The sequence below is a fragment of the Tahibacter amnicola genome, from assembly GCF_025398735.1.
GTDB classification, from domain to species: domain Bacteria; phylum Pseudomonadota; class Gammaproteobacteria; order Xanthomonadales; family Rhodanobacteraceae; genus Tahibacter; species Tahibacter amnicola.
The window spans coordinates 4,666,579-4,688,401 of the sequence record NZ_CP104694.1 but is presented as its reverse complement, the minus strand read 5'-3'; the positions used below and the strand labels follow the sequence as shown (position 1 = coordinate 4,688,401).

At 66.4% G+C, this 21,823-nt stretch carries 21 protein-coding genes and 1 pseudogene; 14 read left to right on the top strand and 8 right to left on the bottom strand.

Annotated elements, in window-relative coordinates; all coding sequences use genetic code 11:
- Positions 1-33: 33 nt before the first annotated feature.
- Positions 34-429 (bottom strand): cytochrome c, encoded by a 396-nt coding sequence (locus tag N4264_RS18360; RefSeq protein WP_261693683.1) that lies wholly within the window; start codon positions 427-429, stop codon positions 34-36.
- A 70-nt stretch (positions 430-499) separates the two neighbouring features.
- Positions 500-2,344, bottom strand: coding sequence for a GGDEF domain-containing protein (locus tag N4264_RS18355; protein WP_261693682.1), 1,845 nt, complete (start codon positions 2,342-2,344; stop codon positions 500-502).
- Positions 2,345-2,418: 74 nt separating this feature from the next.
- Here N4264_RS18355 and N4264_RS18350 point away from each other — a divergent pair, with 74 nt between their 5' ends.
- Positions 2,419-3,216 carry a tRNA threonylcarbamoyladenosine dehydratase gene (locus tag N4264_RS18350; RefSeq protein ID WP_261693681.1) on the top strand — a complete coding sequence of 266 codons (798 nt, stop codon included), beginning with the start codon at positions 2,419-2,421 and terminating at the stop codon, positions 3,214-3,216.
- On the opposite strand, the pseudogene N4264_RS18345 reads toward N4264_RS18350, so the two are convergent.
- A pseudogene (locus N4264_RS18345) lies at positions 3,204-3,997 on the bottom strand (TatD family hydrolase). The gene N4264_RS18350 and the pseudogene N4264_RS18345 sit on opposite strands and share 13 nt — an antisense overlap.
- On the opposite strand from N4264_RS18345, the gene N4264_RS18340 reads away from it, so the two are divergent.
- Complete coding sequence (locus tag N4264_RS18340; protein ID WP_261693680.1) at positions 3,996-5,087, top strand: glycosyltransferase family 2 protein; 1,092 nt, start codon at positions 3,996-3,998, stop codon at positions 5,085-5,087. The pseudogene N4264_RS18345 and the gene N4264_RS18340 overlap by 2 nt on opposite strands.
- A gap of 6 nt (positions 5,088-5,093) precedes the next feature.
- Here N4264_RS18340 and N4264_RS18335 read toward each other — a convergent pair whose 3' ends face one another.
- On the bottom strand, positions 5,094-6,278 hold the full coding sequence (locus N4264_RS18335; RefSeq protein WP_261693679.1) for a magnesium transporter: 1,185 nt from the start codon (positions 6,276-6,278) through the stop codon (positions 5,094-5,096).
- Positions 6,279-6,459: 181 nt separating this feature from the next.
- Here N4264_RS18335 and N4264_RS18330 point away from each other — a divergent pair, with 181 nt between their 5' ends.
- Positions 6,460-6,894, top strand: a complete 435-nt coding sequence (locus tag N4264_RS18330) for a glycine zipper 2TM domain-containing protein (protein WP_261693678.1) — start codon at positions 6,460-6,462, stop codon at positions 6,892-6,894.
- Positions 6,895-6,942: 48 nt separating this feature from the next.
- On the opposite strand, the gene N4264_RS18325 is transcribed toward N4264_RS18330, so the two are convergent.
- From N4264_RS18325 to ygfZ, 3 genes are all read right to left on the bottom strand, one after another.
- Complete coding sequence (locus tag N4264_RS18325; protein ID WP_261693677.1) at positions 6,943-7,380, bottom strand: cell wall hydrolase; 438 nt, start codon at positions 7,378-7,380, stop codon at positions 6,943-6,945.
- A 493-nt stretch (positions 7,381-7,873) separates the two neighbouring features.
- Positions 7,874-8,689 carry a phosphate/phosphite/phosphonate ABC transporter substrate-binding protein gene (locus N4264_RS18320; protein ID WP_261693676.1) on the bottom strand — a complete coding sequence of 272 codons (816 nt, stop codon included), beginning with the start codon at positions 8,687-8,689 and terminating at the stop codon, positions 7,874-7,876.
- 106 nt (positions 8,690-8,795) lie between these two features.
- The gene (gene ygfZ, locus N4264_RS18315; protein ID WP_261693675.1) at positions 8,796-9,638 is read right to left on the bottom strand and encodes a CAF17-like 4Fe-4S cluster assembly/insertion protein YgfZ; all 843 of its coding nucleotides are present in this window, start codon (positions 9,636-9,638) and stop codon (positions 8,796-8,798) included.
- 167 nt (positions 9,639-9,805) lie between these two features.
- Here ygfZ and N4264_RS18310 point away from each other — a divergent pair, with 167 nt between their 5' ends.
- The 11 genes from N4264_RS18310 to N4264_RS18260 all read left to right on the top strand — a co-directional run bounded on the left by N4264_RS18310 (position 9,806) and on the right by N4264_RS18260 (position 18,953).
- Positions 9,806-9,976, top strand: a complete 171-nt coding sequence (locus N4264_RS18310; protein WP_261693674.1) for a DUF1674 domain-containing protein — start codon at positions 9,806-9,808, stop codon at positions 9,974-9,976.
- Between the two features lie 81 nt (positions 9,977-10,057).
- Positions 10,058-10,453 carry a succinate dehydrogenase, cytochrome b556 subunit gene (gene sdhC, locus N4264_RS18305; protein WP_261693673.1) on the top strand — a complete coding sequence of 132 codons (396 nt, stop codon included), beginning with the start codon at positions 10,058-10,060 and terminating at the stop codon, positions 10,451-10,453.
- Positions 10,450-10,839, top strand: a complete 390-nt coding sequence (sdhD, locus tag N4264_RS18300; RefSeq protein WP_261693672.1) for a succinate dehydrogenase, hydrophobic membrane anchor protein — start codon at positions 10,450-10,452, stop codon at positions 10,837-10,839. The genes sdhC and sdhD overlap by 4 nt, the downstream gene beginning before the upstream one ends.
- A 4-nt stretch (positions 10,840-10,843) precedes the next feature.
- Positions 10,844-12,631: a succinate dehydrogenase flavoprotein subunit gene (sdhA, locus tag N4264_RS18295; protein ID WP_261693671.1), complete on the top strand. Its 1,788-nt coding sequence runs from the start codon at positions 10,844-10,846 to the stop codon at positions 12,629-12,631.
- A gap of 10 nt (positions 12,632-12,641) precedes the next feature.
- A complete protein-coding gene (locus N4264_RS18290; protein WP_261693670.1) occupies positions 12,642-13,019 on the top strand; it encodes an Mpo1-like protein in 378 nt (125 codons plus the stop codon).
- Positions 13,012-13,800 (top strand): succinate dehydrogenase iron-sulfur subunit, encoded by a 789-nt coding sequence (locus tag N4264_RS18285; protein ID WP_261693669.1) that lies wholly within the window; start codon positions 13,012-13,014, stop codon positions 13,798-13,800. Before N4264_RS18290 ends, N4264_RS18285 begins: the two co-directional genes overlap by 8 nt.
- Before the next feature lie 47 nt (positions 13,801-13,847).
- Positions 13,848-14,099: an FAD assembly factor SdhE gene (locus tag N4264_RS18280; RefSeq protein ID WP_261693668.1), complete on the top strand. Its 252-nt coding sequence runs from the start codon at positions 13,848-13,850 to the stop codon at positions 14,097-14,099.
- The gene (locus N4264_RS18275; protein WP_261693667.1) at positions 14,071-14,511 is read left to right on the top strand and encodes a protein YgfX; all 441 of its coding nucleotides are present in this window, start codon (positions 14,071-14,073) and stop codon (positions 14,509-14,511) included. The genes N4264_RS18280 and N4264_RS18275 overlap by 29 nt, the downstream gene beginning before the upstream one ends.
- Before the next feature lie 101 nt (positions 14,512-14,612).
- Positions 14,613-15,854, top strand: coding sequence for a lipoprotein-releasing ABC transporter permease subunit (locus N4264_RS18270; protein WP_261693666.1), 1,242 nt, complete (start codon positions 14,613-14,615; stop codon positions 15,852-15,854).
- Positions 15,847-16,581, top strand: a complete 735-nt coding sequence (gene lolD / locus N4264_RS18265) for a lipoprotein-releasing ABC transporter ATP-binding protein LolD (RefSeq protein WP_261693665.1) — start codon at positions 15,847-15,849, stop codon at positions 16,579-16,581. Before N4264_RS18270 ends, lolD begins: the two co-directional genes overlap by 8 nt.
- Positions 16,582-16,601: 20 nt before the next feature.
- Complete coding sequence (locus N4264_RS18260; RefSeq protein ID WP_261697655.1) at positions 16,602-18,953, top strand: DNA internalization-related competence protein ComEC/Rec2; 2,352 nt, start codon at positions 16,602-16,604, stop codon at positions 18,951-18,953.
- A 105-nt stretch (positions 18,954-19,058) separates the two neighbouring features.
- Here the strand turns inward: N4264_RS18260 and N4264_RS18255 are convergent, their stop codons facing one another.
- Positions 19,059-21,776: a DUF349 domain-containing protein gene (locus tag N4264_RS18255; RefSeq protein WP_261693664.1), complete on the bottom strand. Its 2,718-nt coding sequence runs from the start codon at positions 21,774-21,776 to the stop codon at positions 19,059-19,061.
- Positions 21,777-21,823: the final 47 nt, after the last annotated feature.

Sequence of the window (21,823 nt, the reverse complement as noted above, 5' to 3'; positions counted from 1 at the left end):
CGTGCCGATGACACGGCTTCCTGGGCCGTATCGCTAGCGGTAATCCCGATGGCACGCGTTGCAGGCGTCCTTGAGGGCGGAGACCTCGCGGTCCAGCGCCGGACAGTCTGCAGGGGGCGCGCTGGCCAGGCGCTGCGTGGTATCGGCAAATCGTCGCGCCTGGGTGCGGAAGTCCGGCGTTTGCGCGGCGTCCGGATGTGCCGGCTCGATGTCGGCACTGATAGCCGCCAGCATGTCCAGGTGCGGGCGCAGGGTGTCCGCCGTGCATCGTTTGTCGCGCTGGGCGTTCTGAAGCGCGGCAAAATGATGCTGGATCACAGCCATCACACCGCGAGGCCATGCGTTCCGCAGGCGCAGCGCGTTACTCGCGCTGAAAGTGGCCAGCGCGCCGACCAGGAGGCCGGTCAGTAGGAGGATCACAGAGCGCATGGGCAATCCGTCGGAAAATGAACAGCATAACCCGGTGGGCAAATCGATGGCGTGGCGGCGCAGAGGCGGCCTAGGCCGATACGACCTCCGGCAGGTCACCCTCGCACACCGCGCGCCCCCGACCGCTGTGCTTGGCGGCATACAGGGCGCGATCGGCCGCGCTGAACCAGGCCTCGGGGCTGCCCGGCGCGTGCGGGCGGATGCTGGCGACGCCGACGCTGATGCCCAGCGGCACCGGCCCGGCGGGGGCCGTGAAGGTTGCGGTGCAGACGGCAAGGATCATCGCCTCGGCCAGATTGCGCGCCCGCCGGTGATCAGCGTCCGCCAGGACCACGCCGAACTCTTCGCCGCCCAGCCGGCCGAGCATGTCGCCGTCGCGTATCGTGCCGCGAATCGCCGTGGCGATGGCCAGCAAGGCCTGGTCGCCCACCTGGTGTCCGTGGCGGTCGTTGATGGCCTTGAAATGGTCGGCGTCGATCAGCAGCAGGCTGGCGTCCCGTCCATTCTTGAGCGCCCGCTCGTAAACCTCGCCCAGCTCGCGCAGGAACTCGCGCCGGTTCGCCGCGCCGGTGAGCGGATCGGTTTCCGACAGGTGACGCAACCGGCGCGACTGCTCGCGCTGGGTCCGCAGGAGCGTAAACAGGAGCAGCACGCTTGCGAACAGACCCACGGCGACGGCGGCCATCAGCCAGAGCGTCAGGCGTTCGCGCTCCAGTGCGGCGGCCTTGCGTTCCGCGTCGGCCTCGGCGCGGCTGAGTGCCAGTTCTTTCACATGGTTCTCGTGTTCAAGCGTGTCGATGAGACGTTGTTTTTCCAGGTTGGCGTACTTGGCTTCCAGCTCCACCATGCTGCGCCGGCTTTCGCGCGAGGTCTGTTCTTCCAGGCGCAGCAGCGCTTCCTTCGCCGCGGCGAACGCGGTATCGCGGTCGCCGGCGGCGTCGGCGATATCCATCTGGGTGAGCAGGGCGCTCGGAAGGAGGGCGGCGGCGTGCGCCGAGCGGATCCGGCGCAGGGCGTCCGCAATCGTGCGGCGTGCCTCGTCGTGACGACCCAGCTGGCTCTGCGCCTGCGCCGTAGTGATCATCGACAGTGCCGCGTGCGCCTGTCGTCCTGCGGCGCGCTCGAAGGCGAGGGCGTTCTGCGCCAGGCGCAGTGCTTCTGCCGCGTTGCCTTCCGCCAGGTGCAGGCTGGCGATTTCGTCGTCGAGCGAGGCAGCCATGGAGGGCATGCCCAGCTTCTCGAACAGAGCCCGGGTCTGGCTGGTCAGCGCGAGCGCCTGCTCGTTGTGTTCCGCGTCGCGCTCGAGCCCGGCCAGATAATGAAGGGCGCGGGCGAGATTGAAATCATCCCCCGCCGTCACGGCCTCGTCGCGGCCGCGTTCGCAGTAGCTGCGCGCCTGGGTTGCGTTCTCGGAGAGAATCAGGAACTCGCACATGTCCACGATGGCCCGCCGTTGCAGCGGTGCGTCGCCGTCGACGCGCAACTGCGCGGCTGCTGCTGTGCCCAGGCGCAGGCCTTCCTCGTACTTGCCTTGATCCAGCAGGCTCGACGCCCGCAGCAGGCTGGCCTCGGCATGTGCTGTCGGAAGATTCCTGGATTCGGCCAGGGCATCCAGCCGGGCGGCAATGGCCTCGGTCTGTTTCAGGCTGGCCAGCATCATCGACGCACGCCCCATCAGCATGAGGATCTCGCGCTGGTCCGGTGGTGCCGCCCTTACCTCGGGCAAGGCCAGCAGCCGTTCGCCCTCGGTCAGGGCGTGACTGGGCGCATCCAGCGACAGGCGCCGCAGTCGTTCGATCGGGGATATGTCGGCCACCGCGATATGGGCAGCGAGGGCGAAAAACGCCGATAGCAGGGCCTTGCCGACTCGGGCCGGGCGGCGGTGGACGGATGGCGGATGGACCGTCAGTCTCATGGCGTTGCGGCCAAGCATAAGCCGTTCCAGCAGTAAAGGCGCGAAACCGCGGAAACGAAAGGTAAAATCGGCGGATGTCCGAAGAAATCCAAGCATCCCGATTTGGCGGCGTAGACCGCCTGTATGGCCGCGGCAGCGTCGAACGCCTGGCCGGAGCGCACGTGGCGGTGATCGGCGTCGGCGGTGTCGGCTCCTGGGCCGTGGAGGCGCTGGCGCGATCCGGCGTCGGCCGGTTGACGCTGGTCGATCCCGACGACGTCTGCGTTTCCAACACCAACCGCCAGCTGCATGCGCTGGACGGCGAGTTTGGTCGCGCCAAGGTCGATGTGCTGGCCCAGCGCGCCAGGGCGATCAACCCGGCAATCGCGGTCGAGCGCATCGCGTCGTTCCTCACGCCGTCGAACCTGACCGACCTGCTCGACCGGGACTACGACGTCATCCTCGACGCCTGCGACAGTTTTCGCGTCAAGGTGGAGATGATCGCCTGGTGCCGCCGCAACAAGCGATCACTGGTCGTCGTCGGTTCCGCCGGCGGGCGCGTTGATCCGACGCGCATCCAGGTGCGCGACCTGTCGCGCACCGAGCACGATGCGCTGCTGTCGCTGATCCGCAAGAAGCTCCGCCAGGATTTCGGCTTTCCGCGCAACCGCGATCGCTATTTCAGCATTCCGGCTGTCTTCTCACTGGAGAACGTGCGGTATCCCCAGGCCGATGGCACCGTCTGCGGCACACGCCCGAGCGACGCGGACGCGGGGTTCCGCCTCGATTGTGGCAGCGGACTGGGGGCCGCGATGCATGTGACGGCAGCCTTTGGCATGGTGGCAGCCGGCAAGGTGATCGAGCGGGTGCTGGCTGCGCGTCAACCCGTCTGACTGGGCTGAATGCCGAACAGGCGTGCAGCGTTGGCGCTGGTTGCCTCGGCGATCTGCGCCGCCGGTTCATTGCGCAGACGGGCGACGGCGTCGAGTACTTCGGCCACGCGTGCCGGTTCATTGCGTTCGCCGCGATGCGTGGACAGTGGCTGGTCGGGGGCGTCACTCTCCAGCAGCAGGTATTCCAGCGGCATCGTCGCCACGATCTGACGCAGCCGGGTCGCCCGCTCGTAGGTGATGGGGCCGCCAAAGCCGAGCATAAATCCCAGTTTCCACAATTGGCCTGCCTGTTCCAGGCTGCCGGAATAGCTGTGCACGACGCCGCGCAGCCGGCCGACCCGCTTGATCATGGCGGTGACTTCTTCCACCCCCGGCGTGCGTGCACGATGACCGGAAGATCCGATTCACGGGCCGCGACGAGCTGGGCTTCGAAGAAGTGGCGCTGGCGTTGCGGATCGAGCCCTTCGACGAAGTAGTCCAGGCCGCATTCCCCGACCGCGACGGCGTCGCCGGCCTCCAGTTGCCGGTACAGCGCATCGATGTGCGCGTCCTGGTGTTCCTCCAGCAGCAAGGGATGCAGACCGTAGGCCGGGTGCAGGCCGGGCTCGCTGGCGCACAGCGTGCGCAGCGCGTCCCAGTCGGCGTGGCGGATGGCTGGAATAACCTGGTCGCAGACGCCGGCGGCGCGTGCGCGCCGGATCACCGCGGGCCGGTCTTCCGCGAACTCCGGAACGTCCAGGTGGCAATGCGTGTCGACCAGGCGGTAGGCGACGGTATCCATGCGTGCAGTCTTGGGGATGCGACCGGCGCACCGCAAGCCCGGTTCGATACACCCGACTGCCTGTACACTTGCCGACCCCATCCCGACCGCGACCAGCGGTGACTTCGCGCCGATGAACCTGCCTGATCCCGCCGTTAGCGTGCTGCTGATCGCCTACAAGGCGCGCGATACGATCACCGCCGCGATCGACGGCGCCCTGGCGCAGACGGTCCCCTGCGAGATCATCATCTCAGACGACGCGTCCCCTGATGATACCTTCGAGGTAGCGCGCGCCCATGTCGAGGGATACCAGGGGCCGCACCGGATCACCGTGCGTCGCTGCGTCGAAAATCGCGGAATCGGCCGCCACCTGAGCGAGCTGATGGCCATGGCGCGGGGGCGTGTCTTCGTGATCATGGCCGGCGACGATATCTCGCGTCCTACGCGGGCGGGGCGGGCGCTCGCTGCGTTTGATGCGGATCCGCAATTGGCCATCCTCGGCAGCGTGGTCGACGAGATCGACATGAACGGCGCGCCGCTGCGAAAGGGAGTGCGACACATGCCGGATGAGTTTGACCTGCAGTACTTCTGCCGTGCGGGGAAGCTCGTGACCTTGCTCGGGGCCACCATCGCCGTGCGGCGTGACGTGTTCGACCGGTTCGGCCCGCTGGTGGCCGGCGCCGAGGACAACATCCTTACCCTGCGCGCGATGTTGCTGGGACGCGGCCGTTGCCTGGACATGGCCCTGGTCGACTATCGCCAGAACCCCGACAGTCTCGGCAACTGGATCTTTGCGCGTAGCGACGATTCGCCGGAGAAGTTCCGTCGCCGCTACACGCGGACCATACGCATGTACCGCGACATCGCCGGCGATATCGAGAAGGCGGCGACGCTGTCGGCCGGCCTGTCGGCACAGCAGCGCAGAGACGTCGCGGACGTGGTCGCGATGTATCGAATCGAAGCGGATGCCCGCGAGGCGATTCTCGATCGCCCGCGAAGGGAATGGCTCGGTCCGATCTGGCGCGGTCTGTGCCAGCGTGGCTTGCGTCGCAAGAGCCTTGAGCGCGCGCTCAAACTGTTGGTACCGCGGCGTTGGTTCGGCTTGAAGTAGCGCCCGTCAGACGATCCACCAGGCGGCGAGCCCCAGGAACAGGCTCATGCTCACCACATCGGTGGCGGTGGTGAGGAAGATGCTGGACGCGGTGGCCGGATCTGCCCCCAGCCGCTTGAGCGCCAGCGGCACGCAGGCACCCGCTACGCCTGAAATCGCGCAGCTGCAGGTCATCGCCAGGAAGGTGATGACCGCCAGCGCCAGGGGATTGCCGTGCTGCTGCGCGACAGCCATGGCATACATGCCGGCAGCGGCGAGCAGGCCGGTGAGCGCACCGTTGGCGAATCCGAGGATGGCTTCCTTGCCCATGAGAGCAAAGGCCTGGCCGGCGCGGACCTCGCCCAGGGTCATGCCGCGCAGGGTCACCGCCAGGGCCTGGCAACCCGTATTGCTGCATTGTCCAGAAAGTACCGGAATGAACACGGCGAGCAGGACGATCCGGTTGATCGTGTCCTGGAACGCGCCGACGACGCCCGCGGCGACAAAGGCCGTGAACAGGTTCAGCTGCAGCCAGGGATGCCGGAACTTCAACGCGCGCAACCAGGGCGTTGCGGTTCGTTCCTCTTTCTCCACACCGACCATCGAGCCGGCCTGTGCACTGATCTCGAAGGTCTGCTGTTCGAACAGAACCGAGCCGCGCACAACCCCGATCAGGCGATTGGCGTCATCACACACCGGGTACACCGGATAGTGCCGCGTGACGACGTCGTGCATGGCGTCGATCAGATCGGTTTCCGGATGCAGGAAGAACGGGGTCGGCACCATGACGTCGGCGAGCGTGTCATCGGCGTTGGCGTAGAGGAGCTCGCGGAACGCAACGACGCCGACCAGCCGGTCGTCCGCGTCGACGACATAGAGATATGTGATCAGCGTCTTCTTGACGGCTTCGCGCAGTGACTCCACCGCCTCGCGGATGCGTGTGCCTGCAAGGAACACGGCATTGGGCCGCTCCATCAACCGCCCGACGGTGTTTTCCGGCCAGGCGCGGTCTTCCAGCCACTGCTCGCCAGCCGCGTTGGCCGCGACGATGCGATCGCGCCGGCTGGGCGCGAATTCTTCCAGGATTTCCACTGCCTGGCCCGGGTTGAGCTCGGCAAGTACGGCGGCAACTTCGGCGTCGTCGCGATGGGCCAGGGCGTCGGCGGCGCCCTTCGGGTCGAGTTCGCGAAGGTGTTTCGACAGTGGATCCATCGGAAAGCCTGGCGGGGGCGAAGTAGCGATCCTACCGGAGGCCGGCTGAAGCATGAACCCGGCCTTCGCCGGCGGCCTCGGCTGGACTGCTTCGCGAAGATTCAGCCTCGGGGGAGCACCCTCGAGCTGCATCCGGCAGTGGACCCATGGATCGCCGGACGCGGAACTCCAAGGAGGTCTTATGCGTACGCAGTTTTCACGGATCACCGCGCTGGCGCTGACCGGCGCCGTCATCTTCGGTACCGCCACTCCCGTCTTCGCCAACCATCGCGGTTGCTACAACTGCGGCGTGGTGCGCGAGGCCTATCGCGAGCGCGGTGAAGACCGCCGCCTGGGTGGCGGCACAGTGATTGGAGCCCTGGCGGGCGCGGCGATCGGCAACCAGGTTGGCAAGGGCGACGGACGCAAGGCAGCGACCGTCGCCGGCGCGTTGGCTGGCGGTGCGGTTGGACACAATGTCGAGAAGCGTCACCGTCGCGACCGCACCTACTGGCACGTCGAGGTATCGATGGATAACGGCGGTTATCGCGTGCTGAACATGCGCAACAACCGCCAGTCGCTGCGGCCCGGTGATCGCGTGGTTGTTCGGAATGGAGAAGCGTACTTGTTGCGTTAATCCATCTTGCGACATATGCCGCGCCGGAGTTCCGGCGCGGTATTCACGCTAGTTCACCGCGTAGAAGCGGTGCTCGCCGATGACCATGAGCGGCCGTCCGGCGGCCCAGGATGGCTGGTTTGCATAGCTGGCCAGAAAGTGGTTCGCGCCGGGCACGACCAGCATGCGCAGGTCTTCCGGCAACGCCCACACGTTGAGCGCGGCGCTGGCTACGGACCAGGCGTTATTCCACGCGTCGACATTGTCAATCTGGTAATTTTTGCTCGTTATGGAAAGGGCGAATTGTCCACGTGCCGTGAGCACCTGACACAAATTGTCACCCCAGCGACGCTGCTCCAGGCGTCGGAGACCCACTTCCGCTACGGCCATCTGGCCACGCATGGATTCACTGCGGGCTTCCAGGTATACCGTCGCGGCCAGGCAGGTCTGGTCGGCGAGGGGCTGTGGCATGAGCGTCGTCATCCACATCAGCAGGCCCAGTTTCATGGTCACACCTCCGTGCACACCGAACCGCCCACAGATAGGCCCGGCACGGGCTGATCGATCGGGGATTCAGAATGTCGGTTGCGCCGCGCACTCCAGCGGCGTGGCTGTGTCCTGATTGCCCCCGGCAACGGCCAGGGCAGGTAAGACAGCCGGTTGATCACCTCTCCCGCTCTGCCGGGAGTCCATAGACCGCGGTCGCCATTGGGCGTAGAGCCCGGCGGACCGTCACCACGTCGAACCGACAGGGTGGGGTTCGATACGGGTGGGTCTGCAGATTTGCCGTCTCGGGGATTGTCGCCCGAACGGTCGAATGGGGCGCACCCTACCGGCCCGGGGACGAGCTGTCAAACCGGGCTGGACCCTGGTTAACAGTCGCGTAACATCTTGTTCAGACAATATTTTGGGTGGAAAACGGGAAAAATATTAACTTCTACCGTTTTTCACTTTGCCTGGAGGGGCGGCCGGGCGGATGCCGCCTCTCGGGCGAACTACCTTATTGGTAGCCGTAGAAATCCTTGAGCATGGTCTCGGAACCGGTGTAATCCGTGACGTTGGCCGGGACGAACTTCGAGGTGCCCAGTTCGAGCAGGAGGTTGCTCAGGCTCGGGTCCTGGTCCAGCTTCAGTAGCGCCTGGGTCACCTTGCTGCGGACGTCTTCGGGCACCGTGGCGCTGGCCGAAATCGCAGCGCCTGCAAACTCGCGGGAGGTCTTGACCGGGGTGAGGTTGGGGTACTGGTCCTTGAGCCAGGTCGGAATCATCGCGGCCTGGGCTTCGCCGGCGAACACCGCTTCCACGGCATCGCGCCACGAGGCGGCGGAGGACTCGATATCCGGCTGCTGGATCGGGTTGGGGTAGAAGCCCAGGAGCAGGGCATAGCCCAGGCTGGGCGCGCCCATGCAGACGATCTTGGTGCCGACCAGGGCCTCCAGGCCGCGATCCTGCAGGTCGACATTGGTCACCAGGGTATAGCTCTGGTTTTCCGCCGTGCGCACCAGCGGGAGGTACTTGAACCGGGCGATGCGGTAGTCGGCCAGGTGTGCTTCGTCGAGCGAGAAGTCGACTTTCTGGTTCTGGCGCATATCGCGCCAATAGAAGTGGTAGTTCTTCGGTGTAACCAGGGTGAAGCGCTCACCCGTCGCCTTCGCGAGATAGTCCACCAGGGGGCGGTAGACCTCGGTGGCTTTCTCCGGGGGATAGATCGGCTCGACGGCGAAGGTGTAGTCCGCCGCGACAGCCGGGGCGGCCAGCAATACCGCCGCCGCGCAAAAGCCCATGAGGCGCTGACCCATGCCAATTCGCTGGCTCATGCCAAATCTCCCCTAATACCCCTGAATTCGCCTGATTATACGCAATCTTCGCTAGCCAATTTCAGGGCCACTTTCGATGCGCGCGGCAAATCCTTGTAAATGGGGCTTATGTTGTGGCGGTCTCAGCCGCAGTGCCGGGCAACTTCGGCGGCCCTAGCACCTCGATGGGTGCGCCGCCGTCGGCAAACACGACGGCACCGGACTGGGCAACGTCGCGGCGCAGCACGGCCAGGCCGATCGCTGAGCCCCCCTCGTGAGCGTGCTGCAGAAGGATCCCGGCTTCGCCGCCCTGGGCATCGCGCAGGGTGCCGGCAGTGGCAAGGACGTCCGGCCTGGCGCGCACCACCGCAGGGCCCCGTTTGTCGGCGCCACCTTTGAAATGCAGGCGGGCCACGATTTCCTGCCCCGGGTAACAGCCCTTGCGATGGCTGATGGCTCCCAGCGCCTGGAAACCCATCCAGGAAGGAAGCACTTGCTCGATGGCGTGCTCCGGCAGCCAGGGCAGGCCGTGCTCGATATCCGCGCAGGTCCATGCCGCGGGCGCGCTGGCAGGTGGCGCACTATCGGTGCAGTCCGGGGCCAGGTGCAGGTACCGGCCGTCGGGCAACGGTATCGACGCCGCACCGGCCGGCGCGGCGCCCTCCGCGGATCCCCACAGTCGCCATCCGCTGACCACGGCCACCTGAACTTTCAGGCGAAAGACGAACATTTTCAGGGGCGTGACGATTGACGCGGCATCGCCGCCGCGCATCACCAGCCAGTAGCGGCTTTCGTCCCAGCAATACAGGTGAAAGAGACGCCGCACGCGCCCTTGTGTCGTGAGCCACCCGTTGAGTTGGCTGTTTCCCGGCGCCAGGGCCAGCACATCGTTACAGAATTGGGCCTGCGCGAATTTCTGCGCGTCCGGACCCGCCAGCTCGACAACCTCAGGCGCAGGTAACGCAATCACGGCGTGACGATCTCCAGGGGAATCAGGCGAGTATCGCAAACCCCTGCGTCCAAACCCATGCACACGCGCAATGGGTGGAGCAGGCAGGTAGTCCACGCCGGTTCGAATGGCCCGCATCCCTTGTCAGTTCCCCCTCGGGCGTTACCCTTCGCGCCGCTTCAAAACCTATGCCCGAATCCACTTCCCAGCCAGTTCCGCCTGACCACGTCGCTCCCGAGCCTGCTGCTCCGGTGCCGACGGACGCCCCCGTGCGTCCGCGTGAGGTCGGTGGCCGCCAGGGGCCGGAGCCTACCCGCTACGGTGACTGGGAAAAGAATGGCCGTTGCATCGATTTCTGAACGCATGCGGCCGAGGGCCGCTTGCGCCGGAAACGATGGGATGTCGGATCGGTAACCCGGTTGGCGTAAAGGATGGCGACCATGCCTCAAGCGGCACGACCCTTGTCACCGCACCTCCAGATCTACCGTTGGCAGATCCAGATGGTGTCCTCGATCCTGCACCGCGCGGCAGGTATCGCCCTCGCATTCGGCACGATCCTGCTGGTGTGTCTGCTCGGCGGTCTGGCGGCCGGCCCCGAGGCCTACGCCAAGGTGCAGGCCTGTGCCGGCTCGCTGATCGGGCAGGTGCTGCTGTTTGGCTGGACCTGGTCACTGGCCTATCACCTGCTGAACGGCCTTCGTCATCTCGCCGAAGACACCGGTTGGGGTTACCGCATCGAGCAGTTCGTGCGTACCGGCTGGCTGGCCGTCATCGGTTCGCTGGTGCTGACTGCCCTTGTCTGGGCCTGCGTCTTCCTGCGCGGAGGTGCGGCATGAAGAACGCACGCCTTCGCACGCCGCTCAAGAACGTCCGCGGCCTCGGTTCCGCGCGTGGCGGTACCCACCATTTCATCGTCCAGCGCATCACGGCGCTCGCCCTGGTGCCGCTGTCCATCTGGTTTGTCTGGCTGGCCCTGCGCCTGCTGCACCTGGACTACGCCAGTGCCCGCGCCCTCGTCGGTCAGCCCTGCAATGCCGTGCTGATGGTGTCCTTCCTGGTGGCCGTGTTCTGGCACGCCCAGCTGGGCCTGCAGGTCGTGATCGAAGACTACGTGCACACGCGCGGCCTGGAAATCACCGCGCAGGTCACCGTGAAGTTCCTCGCCGTGCTTGGTGCGCTCGCCAGCATCCTGGCCGTGGCCCGCATCGCTCTGGGAAGCTGACGAGATGGAAAGCTACAAGATCCAGCAACACAAATACGACGTCGTGGTGGTGGGCGCCGGCGGTGCCGGCCTGCGCGCCACCTTCGGCATGGCCGCCAAGGGCCTGAGCACCGCGTGCATCACCAAGGTATTCCCGACGCGCTCGCACACGGTGGCGGCGCAGGGCGGCATGTCGGCGGCCCTCGCCAACATGGGTGAGGACGACTGGCGTTTCCACTTCTACGACACCATCAAGGGGTCGGACTGGCTGGGCGACCAGGACGCGATCGAATACATGTGCCGCGAAGCCATTCCGGCCGTGATCGAGCTGGAGCACTACGGCGTGCCGTTCTCGCGCACCGAGGACGGCAAGATCTACCAGCGCCCGTTTGGCGGCATGACCACGCACTACGGCAAGGGGACCGCGCAGCGTACCTGCGCAGCGGCCGACCGTACCGGACATGCGATCCTGCACACGCTGTATCAGCAGTCGCTCAAGCACGACGCGCGTTTCTACATCGAGTATTTCGCGCTCGACCTGATCATGGATTCGGAAGGCGTCTGCCGCGGCGTGATTGCCCTGGACATGGCCGAGGGCACGATCCATCTCTTCCGCGCCCACGCGGTGGTGCTGGCGACCGGCGGATACGGCCGTGCCTATTTCTCCGCGACGTCGGCACATACCTGTACGGGTGATGGCGGCGGCATGGTGCTGCGTGCCGGCCTGCCGCTGCAGGACATGGAATTCGTGCAGTTCCATCCGACGGGCATCTACGGCGCGGGCTGCCTGATCACCGAAGGCGTGCGCGGCGAGGGCGGTTACCTCACCAATTCCAAGGGCGAGCGCTTCATGGAGCGCTACGCACCGAACGCCAAGGACCTCGCTTCCCGCGACGTCGTCTCGCGCGCGATGACGATCGAAATCCGCGAAGGGCGCGGCGTCGGCCCGGGCGCTGACCATATTCACCTGAACCTGATGCATCTGGGGCCTTCGGTCATCAACGAAAAGCTGCCGGGTATTGCGGAAAGCGCGCACATCTTCGCGGGCGTCGACGTGGCCAAGCAGCCGATCCCGGTGCTGCCGACGGTGCACTACAACATGGGTGGCATTCCGACGAACTATCACGGCGAAGTGGTACGCAAGGTCGGTGACAATCCCGACGCCGTCGTGCCGGGTCTGTTCGCCATTGGCGAGGCGGCCTGCGTGTCGGTGCACGGGGCCAACCGCCTCGGCTCCAACTCGCTGCTCGACCTCGTCGTGTTCGGTCGCGCCGCGGCCAATCGCGCGGCCGAGATCATCAAGCCAGGCACGCCGCACAAGGATCTGCCGGCCTCGGCCTGCGATGCCGCGCTGGCGAATTTCGACAAGTTGCGCTTTGCCAAGGGTGGTTCGCCGACGGCGGATATCCGCCTGAACATGCAGCGCATCATGCAGAAGGACGCCGCCGTGTTCCGCACCGGCGAGACGCTCAAGGAAGGCTGCACCAAGATCAGCCAGGCCTACGATTCCTTCGCGGATGTGCGCGTGAGCGACCGTTCCCTGGTGTGGAACTCGGATCTGATCGAAACGCTGGAACTGCAGAACCTGCTGGGCCAGGCGGTGGCGACGATGTATTCGGCCGAGAACCGCAAGGAAAGCCGTGGCGCGCATGCGCGCGAGGATTTCCAGGACCGCGATGATGCGAACTGGCAGAAGCACACCCTGGTGAACGTGGATGCGGCGGGGAAGGTCGGCTTCGACTATCGCCCGGTGCACATGTACACGCTGACCAAGGACGTCGACGTCGTTCCGCCCAAGCCGCGCGTCTACTGAGGTATCGGCGATGGCACGCGAGGGCGGGCTGATCCGCTGGCAGTGGCAAGGCTACGATCGCAACCACCGCGATCGGTTGAACCTGGTGCTGCACATGCTGGCCGTGCCGGCTTTCATCGCCGGCGTGCTCGCGGCGGTGACGTCGTTGGTGCATGGCCAATGGCTGGCGGCTGGCGTCTCGGTCGTGGTCGCGGTGGCGGCATTTGCCGTGCAGGGCGTCGGTCACAAGCGCGAGGCTGAGGCGCCGATACCGTTTGACGGCCCTGCCGATTTCATCGGTCGCGTGCTGATTGAGCAATTCATCACTTTTCCGCGTTTTGTACTAAGTGGCGGCTGGCTGAACAACCTGATCAGCGCCGACAGCAACTCAAGGAATCGCCATGGCTGAGTTCACCCTTCCGAAGAACTCCAAGGTGCAGAAGGGCAAGCATTTCCCGGCGCCCGCGGGTGCCAAAAGTGTGCGCACCTTCAAGGTCTACCGTTGGAATCCGGATGATGGCCAGAATCCGCGCGTGGACACCTACGACGTCGACATGGCCAGTTGCGGCCCGATGGTTCTGGACGCGCTGATCAAGATCAAGAACGAGATCGACCCGACCCTGACCTTCCGCCGTTCCTGTCGCGAAGGCATCTGCGGCTCGTGCGCCATGAACATCGACGGCACCAATACGCTGGCCTGCACCAAGGCCGTCGGCGATTGCGGGGGCAAGGAGGTGCCGGTTTATCCGCTGCCGCATATGCAGGTCGTGAAAGACCTGGTGCCCGACCTGACGCATTTCTACGCGCAGTACGCGTCGATCAAGCCCTGGATCCGCACCCAGAGTGCGCCGCCGCCGGACTCGGAGCGCCTTCAATCCAAGGAAGACCGCGCCAAGCTCGACGGTCTCTACGAATGCATCCTGTGCGCGTGCTGCTCGACGTCCTGCCCGAGCTACTGGTGGAACGGCGATCGCTATCTCGGCCCGGCCGTGCTGCTGCAGGCTTACCGCTGGATCGTCGACAGCCGTGACGAAGACACCGGCGCGCGCCTGGACGACCTGGAAGACCCGTTCCGCCTGTATCGCTGCCACACCATCATGAACTGCGCCCGCACCTGCCCGAAGGGTCTCAACCCGGCCAAGGCCATCGCGGAGATCAAAAAGCTCATGGTGGAACGCCAGGGCGCGTGAAGTTAGCGACGCCGCGTCCTGTCGGCGTGGCGAAGGGCACAGTGACCATGAGCGAACCTTCCGAACTGGCACGGCTGCGCTGGCGTTGCCGGCGCGGCACGCGCGAGCTGGACGCGCTGGTGGGCTGGTGGCTGGACGCTCGCTACCCCGTTGTGGATGCCCAGTTGCGCCAGGCTTTCGCCGAGCTGCTGGATGTGCAGGATCCGGATCTGTGGGACTGGCTGGTCGGTCGTCGCGAGCCCGACCGCGCTGACTGGCGCGACATCATCCGTGAAATCCGCGACCGCCCTCGCGTTTGACTACGCCGGTTCGGACGCTGTCCGCTACGCCGGGCTGGGCGTGTGCCTGCTCGCCATCGCATCCCTCTGGCTGTGTGCCATGCCGGCGCCGGCGGCGGCCATCGCCAGCATCCTCGTTGTGCTGGTCGCGTGGCGCCACTGGTCGCAGCCGCGGGGCGCGCCGGTGCGAATCGCCTGGCGCGAGGACGGCAGCTGGGCCTGGATGGCCGAACAGGGCCTCATCCTCGACGCCGACCTGCTCGACTGGCGTCGCCTGGGGATGTGCCTCCTCCTGCGACTGCGCCTGGCCACCGGCCGCGTCGCCACCGTGATCCTGACGCCAGACAACCTCGACCGGGAATCCCGCCGGCGGCTGCTGGTGCGATTGTCCGGCGGGACCGAAGCCCGTGGCCGGGTAATTCCGCTCACCTGAGCGGCATCCGTGACGCGGCACGCTTGCGTCGCGTGCCGGCGTGGGGCACTCTCGCCCGCGATTTCCGGTCAGAGCCGCGCCTTCAAGGATTGTCACCGTCGATGTTCCGACCGTTAGAACTCTTCATCGGCCTGCGCTATACCCGCGCCAAGCGCCGCAATCACTTCATCTCCTTCATCTCCCTGGTGTCGATGGCGGGCATCGCGCTGGGGGTCACGGCCCTCATCGTCGTCATCTCCGTGATGAACGGGTTCGACAACGAACTGCGTTCACGCATCCTCGGAATGGTGTCGCACGCCACCATCGAGGGCGTGCGCGACAGCGTGAAGGACTGGGAATCGGCACTGGCCAAGGCGGAGAAGAACCCGCACGTGCTGGGCGCAGCCCCCTACATAGAGCGTGAAGCCATGCTGCAGGGGCAGCGCGTTGCCGGCGGATTGGTCCGCGGCATCCTTCCTGGTGAAGAGCCGAAGGTGGCGGAAATCCACAACAAGATGAAGTCCGGCAAGCTGACAGACCTGTTTCCCGGTGGGTTTGGCATCGTGCTCGGGCGAGAACTGGCCTACAAGCTGGGCGTCGATGTCGGCGAGCAGGTGGTGGTGTACGCACCGGAGATTCGCGCCACGCCCGTTGGCGCCGTGCCGCGACTCAAGCGCTTCACCGTCGTCGGCGTGTTCGAGATCGGCATGGAGGAATACGACTCGGGACTTGCGATCGTGCACATGGATGATGCGCGGCGCCTCTACCAGACCGATGGTCCCGACGGTATCCGCCTGAAACTGGATGACATGTTCCGCGCCTTCACCGTCGCGCGCGAGCTTGCGGCCGAGCTTGGCGGGCTGTATCGCGTGCGCGACTGGATGCAGGGCCATGCCAACTTCTTCCGCGCCATCGCGATGGAGAAGCGCGTGATGTTCATGATCCTTTCGCTCATCGTCGCCGTGGCGGCATTCAACCTGGTGTCGACGCTGGTGATGCTGGTCACCGACAAGCAGGCGGATATCGCCATCCTGCGCACGCTCGGTGCTTCACCCGGCACGATCATGGGCGTCTTCATGGTGCAGGGGGTGGTGGTCGGCGTCATCGGTATCGCCATAGGCACCCTGCTCGGGGTAGTGCTCGCGTTGAACCTGGAAGCGATCGTCAAGTTCATCGAGACGAAAACAGGCCTGGTGTTCCTGTCGCCGGACGTCTACTACATCAGCGACCTGCCGTCGGACATGCAATGGAGCGATGTCGGCCTGATTGCCCTCCTGGGCTTCGTCTTCTCGCTGCTCGCGACGTTATATCCGGCGTGGCGTGCGGCCCGTACCGAACCGGCGGCGGCGCTACGTTATGAGTAAGCATGATCTGGCGCAGCAAGCCGCGGGCCGCGCACCCGGCAACGTGGTGCTGTCGGCGCGCGATGTGGGCAAGTCGTTCCGCGAAGGCGGCCTGAACACGGATGTGTTGTCTGGCCTGAGCTTCGAACTGGCGCGCGGCGAGACACTCGCGATTGTCGGTGCCTCCGGTTCGGGCAAGAGCACGCTGCTGCACATTCTGGGAGGGCTGGATACGCCTACCAGCGGTGATGTCGAAGTCGATGGCCAGCGCATGTCGACGCTCTCCGACCGCGCGCGAGGCCAGCTGCGCAACCGCGCATTGGGCTTCATCTACCAGTTCCACCACCTGCTGCCGGAATTCACGGCACTGGAAAACGTGTGCATGCCGCTGCTGATCCGCGGCACGCCGGTAGCCGAAGCCCAACGCAGGGCGTCTGAACTCCTCGAACGCGTAGGTCTGGACCATCGCCTGCAGCACAAGCCCGGCGAGATGTCCGGTGGCGAACGGCAGCGTTGCGCCGTGGCGCGGGCACTGGTGACGCGCCCGGCCTGCGTGCTCGGTGACGAACCGACCGGTAATCTCGATGAGAAGAACGCAGCGCAGGTGTATGCGCTGATGCTGGAACTCAATCGGGAAATCGGTACGAGCTTCATATTGGTGACCCATGACCGCGGGCTTGCCGGACGCATGGACCGCGTGCTGGAACTGCACAGCGGCCGCCTCTACGAGGCCACACGCAAGACCTAGCCGGGAGCCGCACCGTGGCCATGGATGGCCAGAACCCCACTCACCGATTCCCCGGATTGGCCCTGACGCCGTCCGCCGCGCTGGCGCTGCTGGCTGGCGTGGTGCTGGTCCAGGCTTTGCCGGTGCTACCGCCGATGGTGTTGTCGATCGGCCTGCTGGTTGCCAGTGTTTGTGGCCTCCTGCGCTGGCCTCGTCAGTACGCGTGGTTGCTCGTGCTGGTAGGCGCGGCCTGGGCCTGCTGTCGCGCGGACCTGGCTCTCCACGCGCGTCTCGCGCCGGTACTGGAAGGCCAGGATCTCCTCGTGACCGGGCGTGTCGTGGACCTGCCGGATCGCCGCGCGGATGCCCTGCGTTTCGACCTGAGGATCGATACCGCCGCGTCAGAGGGCCAGCCCGTGCCGTTGTCCGGGCGCATACGGCTGTCCTGGCACGGCTCGCCGCCGGAGGTGACGCCGGGGGCGTATTGGCAACTGGTCGTACGGTTGCGCCCACCGCGTGGACTGCGCAATCCCGGTGGGTTCGACTTCGAGCGCTACGCGCTGCAGGCCGGCATCGTTGCCACCGGCTATGTGCGCGAAAGCGCGGACAACCGTTTCCTGGCCGCGCCGGGCCGCTTTGCCATAGATGCCTGGCGCGACCACATTGCCCGGCATATTGATCGCTCGCTCGGAGGCGAACCGCACAGCCGATGGTTGCGCGCGCTGGCCGTGGGTGATCAGCGCGCGCTCACCGATGCCGACTGGACCGTGCTGCGCGCGACCGGCACTTCGCATCTGATGGCGATCTCCGGCTTCCACGTAGGCCTGCTGGCCGGCTTCGGCGTCCTGCTCGCGCGGGCGGTATGGTGGTGCTTTCCCGCCTTGTTGCAGCGAGCCCCGGCCCGCCACTGGGAAGCCCCGGCTGCAGTGGCATTTGCCGCACTGTATACGGCGCTGGCCGGGTTCGGGCTACCGACGCTGCGGACTTTGATCATGATCGCGGTGATCGCCGGCGCGCGGTGGGTGCGGCGGTCGAGCAGTTCCGCGCAGACGCTGGCAGTCGCAGCGACGGTGATATTGGTGATCGATCCTGTCGCCGTGTTGTCGGCGGGATTCTGGCTGTCGTTTCTCGGCGTGGCATGGCTGATGTTCTGCCTGGGAGAGCGGCGGCAGCCCTGGTGGCGCGAAATCGTGCTCGCCCAGGCCGTGACAAGCCTGGGGCTGCTGCCGCTGGGTGTGTGGTTCTTCGGGCAGAGTTCGTTGATCGGGCCGCTGGCCAATCTGGTCGCGGTACCGTGGATCAGTTTCGTGGTCGTGCCGCTGACCCTCGCGGGTGTCGCGATGGCGCAGGTGGCGCCGGTGGCGGGCGATGCCGTGCTCCGCGTGGCGGCACTGGCCATGGACCTGCAGTGTGCGCTGCTCCAGGGCATGGCGACGCTGCCGGCCGCGCAATGGCATTTTGCCGAGCCCTCGGTGCTGGCACTGCTGCTGGCGATGGCCGGCGCGGCGTGGCTGCTGTTGCCGCGCGGCTGGCCGATGAAATGGGTGGGGCTGTTGTTGCTGCTGCCCCTGCTGTGGCCGCGGTCCGACCGGCCCGGCCCTGGCGAGGTGGATGTGGAAGTGCTGGACGTGGGGCAGGGGCTGGCGGTCCTCGTCACGACGAGCAACTACGCGATGGTCTACGACGCGGGTGCGCGCTACCCGTCCGGCTTTGAAATGGGCGGCGCGGCCGTGGTGCCGGCGGCGCATGCGCGCGGCGTGCACTCCCTGGATCTGCTCGTCGTCAGTCATGCGGACAATGATCATGCCGGCGGTGCGCCCGCCGTCGCCGCGGGCCTGGCACCCCGCCGTATCGAGGGCGGGCAGGTTCTGGCTGATCTGCCCGGTGCCGTGCACTGCGAGGCGGGGCGGGAGTGGACATGGAACACCGTGCAATTCAGGACTTTGCACGGCGGCAGCGGTGATCCGCTGCTGTCCGACAACGATCGCTCCTGCGTGATCCTCATCCAGGCTGCCGGCGGTCGCGTGCTCCTGACGGGCGATATCACCCGGCCGGTCGAACAGCGCCTGGTGCCCGTTTTACGTGACGATCCGGTTTCGCCGCTGGCGCTGGTGGTGCCGCATCACGGGAGCAAGACCTCGTCGAGTCCCGCGTTCCTGGACGCGGCGCAGCCGGTTCTGGGTATCGTGTCAGCCGGGTATCACAACCGCTTCGGTCATCCGCATCCGGATGTCGTGTCGCGGTTCGTCAGCCGTGGTGCCGCGCTGCTGAACACAGCGGAAAGCGGCTGCATCCGGCTTCGCATCGGTGCGGACGGATTGCATGTGCGCGAACAATGCCGGCTCGACCGACCGCGCTACTGGTCGCCAATACAGGCAAACTTCCATCGCTAGATGGCCTGAAACGGACGAGGCGGCAATCTGGCGAGGCGTCAGTCGCTGGCGTTTCGAGTGACCGCGCCACCCGTCGTGACGGATGGCGCCTGGGACGTTCTGCAATCAGGGAAGGCGGGCAACCGCCGCTTCGATGGCCTTGCGCACGCGCGGCTGCAGGTCACGGTGCTGCGCCTCCGGTAGCGCGCCGATTTCCACCCAGCGTGCGATCAGTGCCAGCAGTTCGTCGCGTGGACTCGTCTGGTCGCCGCCCGACATGCGCTTGGACAGGCGTGACACCTGCAGGTCCATGCGCCGCTTGCGGTCGTGCTCCGGCGTCTCAACGGCACCCAGGAATTCCAGCTCGACGGTGACATCGTGGGCGTGCTCTGTCGTCTCGGCGTCGGCGGACCGTTCCACGGCGACTGCCGCTGCGGACCGCCGTTGCTCCAGCGCCTTGACGAGGCGTTCGGGCAAACCGTCGTCCGAACCCCACTGTTCCAGGGCCTGGTCGGCCGTGAGAGCGCCACGCTCGGCCTGCTCGCACAACGCGAGCCGATCCAGCGCACGGGTGAACAGGGCCAGTCGTCTGACGCGATCCTCGTCACGGCGGCGCTGCTCGATCGTATCCAGCGCGGCATTCCAGCGGCGGTCGAGCTCGCGGTCGCGCACGGACACATCGGCCCAGCTCTGTTCCAGTTCGCGGCGTTGCGCGCGCTGAATGTCGACCGGCGCCTCCGCCAGTGCTTCGAGGCGTTCGACCAGATCCTGGGCTGCCTGGCGGGCCTGGCTTTCCTGTTGGGCCCGTTCGCGCCGGCCGGCGTCGAGCTTGCCGAACACCGCGTCGCAGGCGGCGCGGAAGGCCTTCCACTGCGCTTCATCGGTGCGCCGCTTGCCGTTCCCGATGGTTTTCCAGCGAGCCTGTAACTCCTTGACCTCGCGTGCGGCACCCGCCAGGTCGGCTGCGCCGGCGACGCGTTCAGCTTCAGCGATCAGCTTGCGCTTGGCGGCCTCCACCTCGGCGGCGTGTGCGTCCAGACGGGCGTCGAGTCGTGCGATGAGGTCCTTGAGGCGTCGTGCCAGTTCCTTGCGCGCGCGCGGGTCGACCTTGTCGAGCGAACGCAGGACTTCGCCAGCGTCCTTGCGATGGCGTCCGAGCGTGGCCCAGTCCGCATCCTCGGGAACCGCTTCGAGCGCCTGCAGCTGGGCTTCGACGTCCTGCTGGTGCGTCTTGCGCAGCGCATCGCGCTTCTCGAAATACTCCTGCGTGGGCTTGAGTGCCTGGTTGCACAGCGCGTGGAAACGCTTGCCGAACGGATTGGCGGCGCGTGCGGCATCCGCTCCTTCACCCACGGTTTCGAGCGCGTCGATCTGCTGCCATTCCTGCCGGGCTTCGCGCACGCGCGTGGCGACGGCGTCCGGATGCAGCCCCTGTGCAGCCAGGGCTTCCACCTGTTCACACAGCTGCTTGCGGCGCTCGTTGTTGGACCAGCGCTGCCAGCGCTTGAGCTCCGCGTAGCGCGCCTGGGCATTGGCCAGACGCTTGTCGTGGCGGGCCAGGGGCGGAAGGCCCTCGAGCATCGTCGCGATGCGGGCGTGCACGGCATGCGCGGCGCTGATGTCGCCGGCTTCCAGCAGGGTTTCCAGTTCGATGACCAGGGCGTCGAGATCGCGCCGCAGCGCCTGGTGCTGTTCGCGCTGCTTTTCCTTGTCCAACTGCGCGCGGGCCAGGGCGGCGTCAAACCGGGCCTGGGCGGCGAGTGCTTCCAGATCGGCGTGCTCGACAGCGGCGATGTCATTCTCCGCCGCCGTGCCAGGATCAGCAGCTGCCACTGGCGCCGTGGCGGGGGGCAATTCCACCGCCAGCGCCGCCAACCGCCGGGTCAGCTCGGCGATCAGGGTTTCCACGCGCTCGCGTTCCGGCAGGTCGGCCGAGGTCGCGGCGACCGTCGAATTCGCTTCGGCAAGCAGGGATTCCAGATGGGGGGCTTCCGGGCGTTCCTTGCGTGCCAGTTCGATATCGAGCCGGGTGCGGAGATCGCGCAGGCGTTCGCGCTGTTCGGCGGCTTCGGCAGTGTCCGAGCGCAGGAAGCTGCGCGTGGACTGGAAGCGTTCGCGCAGCTGCGCAGGGGCGGTTTCGGCAACCGTGGCCCAGATTTCGTCCAGCGACGCCAGTTCGCCGCTGCGTTCGCTGCGAGGCACCGCCAGCAGGGCTTCGATACGTTCACACAGTTGGCGGGCGCGCAGCTCGATGGTGGTCAGGTCGCCGGCCGCAATGCGGCCGGCTTCCACGCGTTCGCGCGCGAGACGGCTGACAACCTTGTCCGTCTTGCGCGTGCGTTCGGCGATACGTGCCAGGGCATCCAGATCGTTGATGCGCGAGAGCGCCACCAGGCGCAGCTTCGGGTCGTTGTCGTTGATGGCGACGGCGGCCAGCAGGCTGGGACGCGTGGCACGTTCCAGCGCTGCACTGCGAAGATCACGATCCACCGCCTCGGTGGCGACGCGCTCGATCTCGTCGGGCGACAGCGTGTCCAGTTCCGCCACACGGCGTTCCAGCGGCGGCACGCCGTCGCTGCGGCCGATCAGCATGGCCAGGTACGCGGTGCGCGCGGTCTCGCGGATGCCGTTGTCGCTATCGGCAGTGGAGCGCTCGCGCCAGGCTTCGTACTGGTTGACGCGGCGAAGCGCCGCCAGGCGCACCCCGGCGTCGGCATCCGTGCGTGCAATCGTGGGCAGCGCCGCGATCAGCTCCGGATCGTTGAGTTCGGTGACGGCGCCGCGGCGGGTCGCCGGATCCTTGCTTTGCCAGCGGGGCTTGAACAGAAAACGGGCGAGTTTCATGGCAGATCGAACCTCAGCTCACGAACGGGCCGGAGGCGATCCGGCCC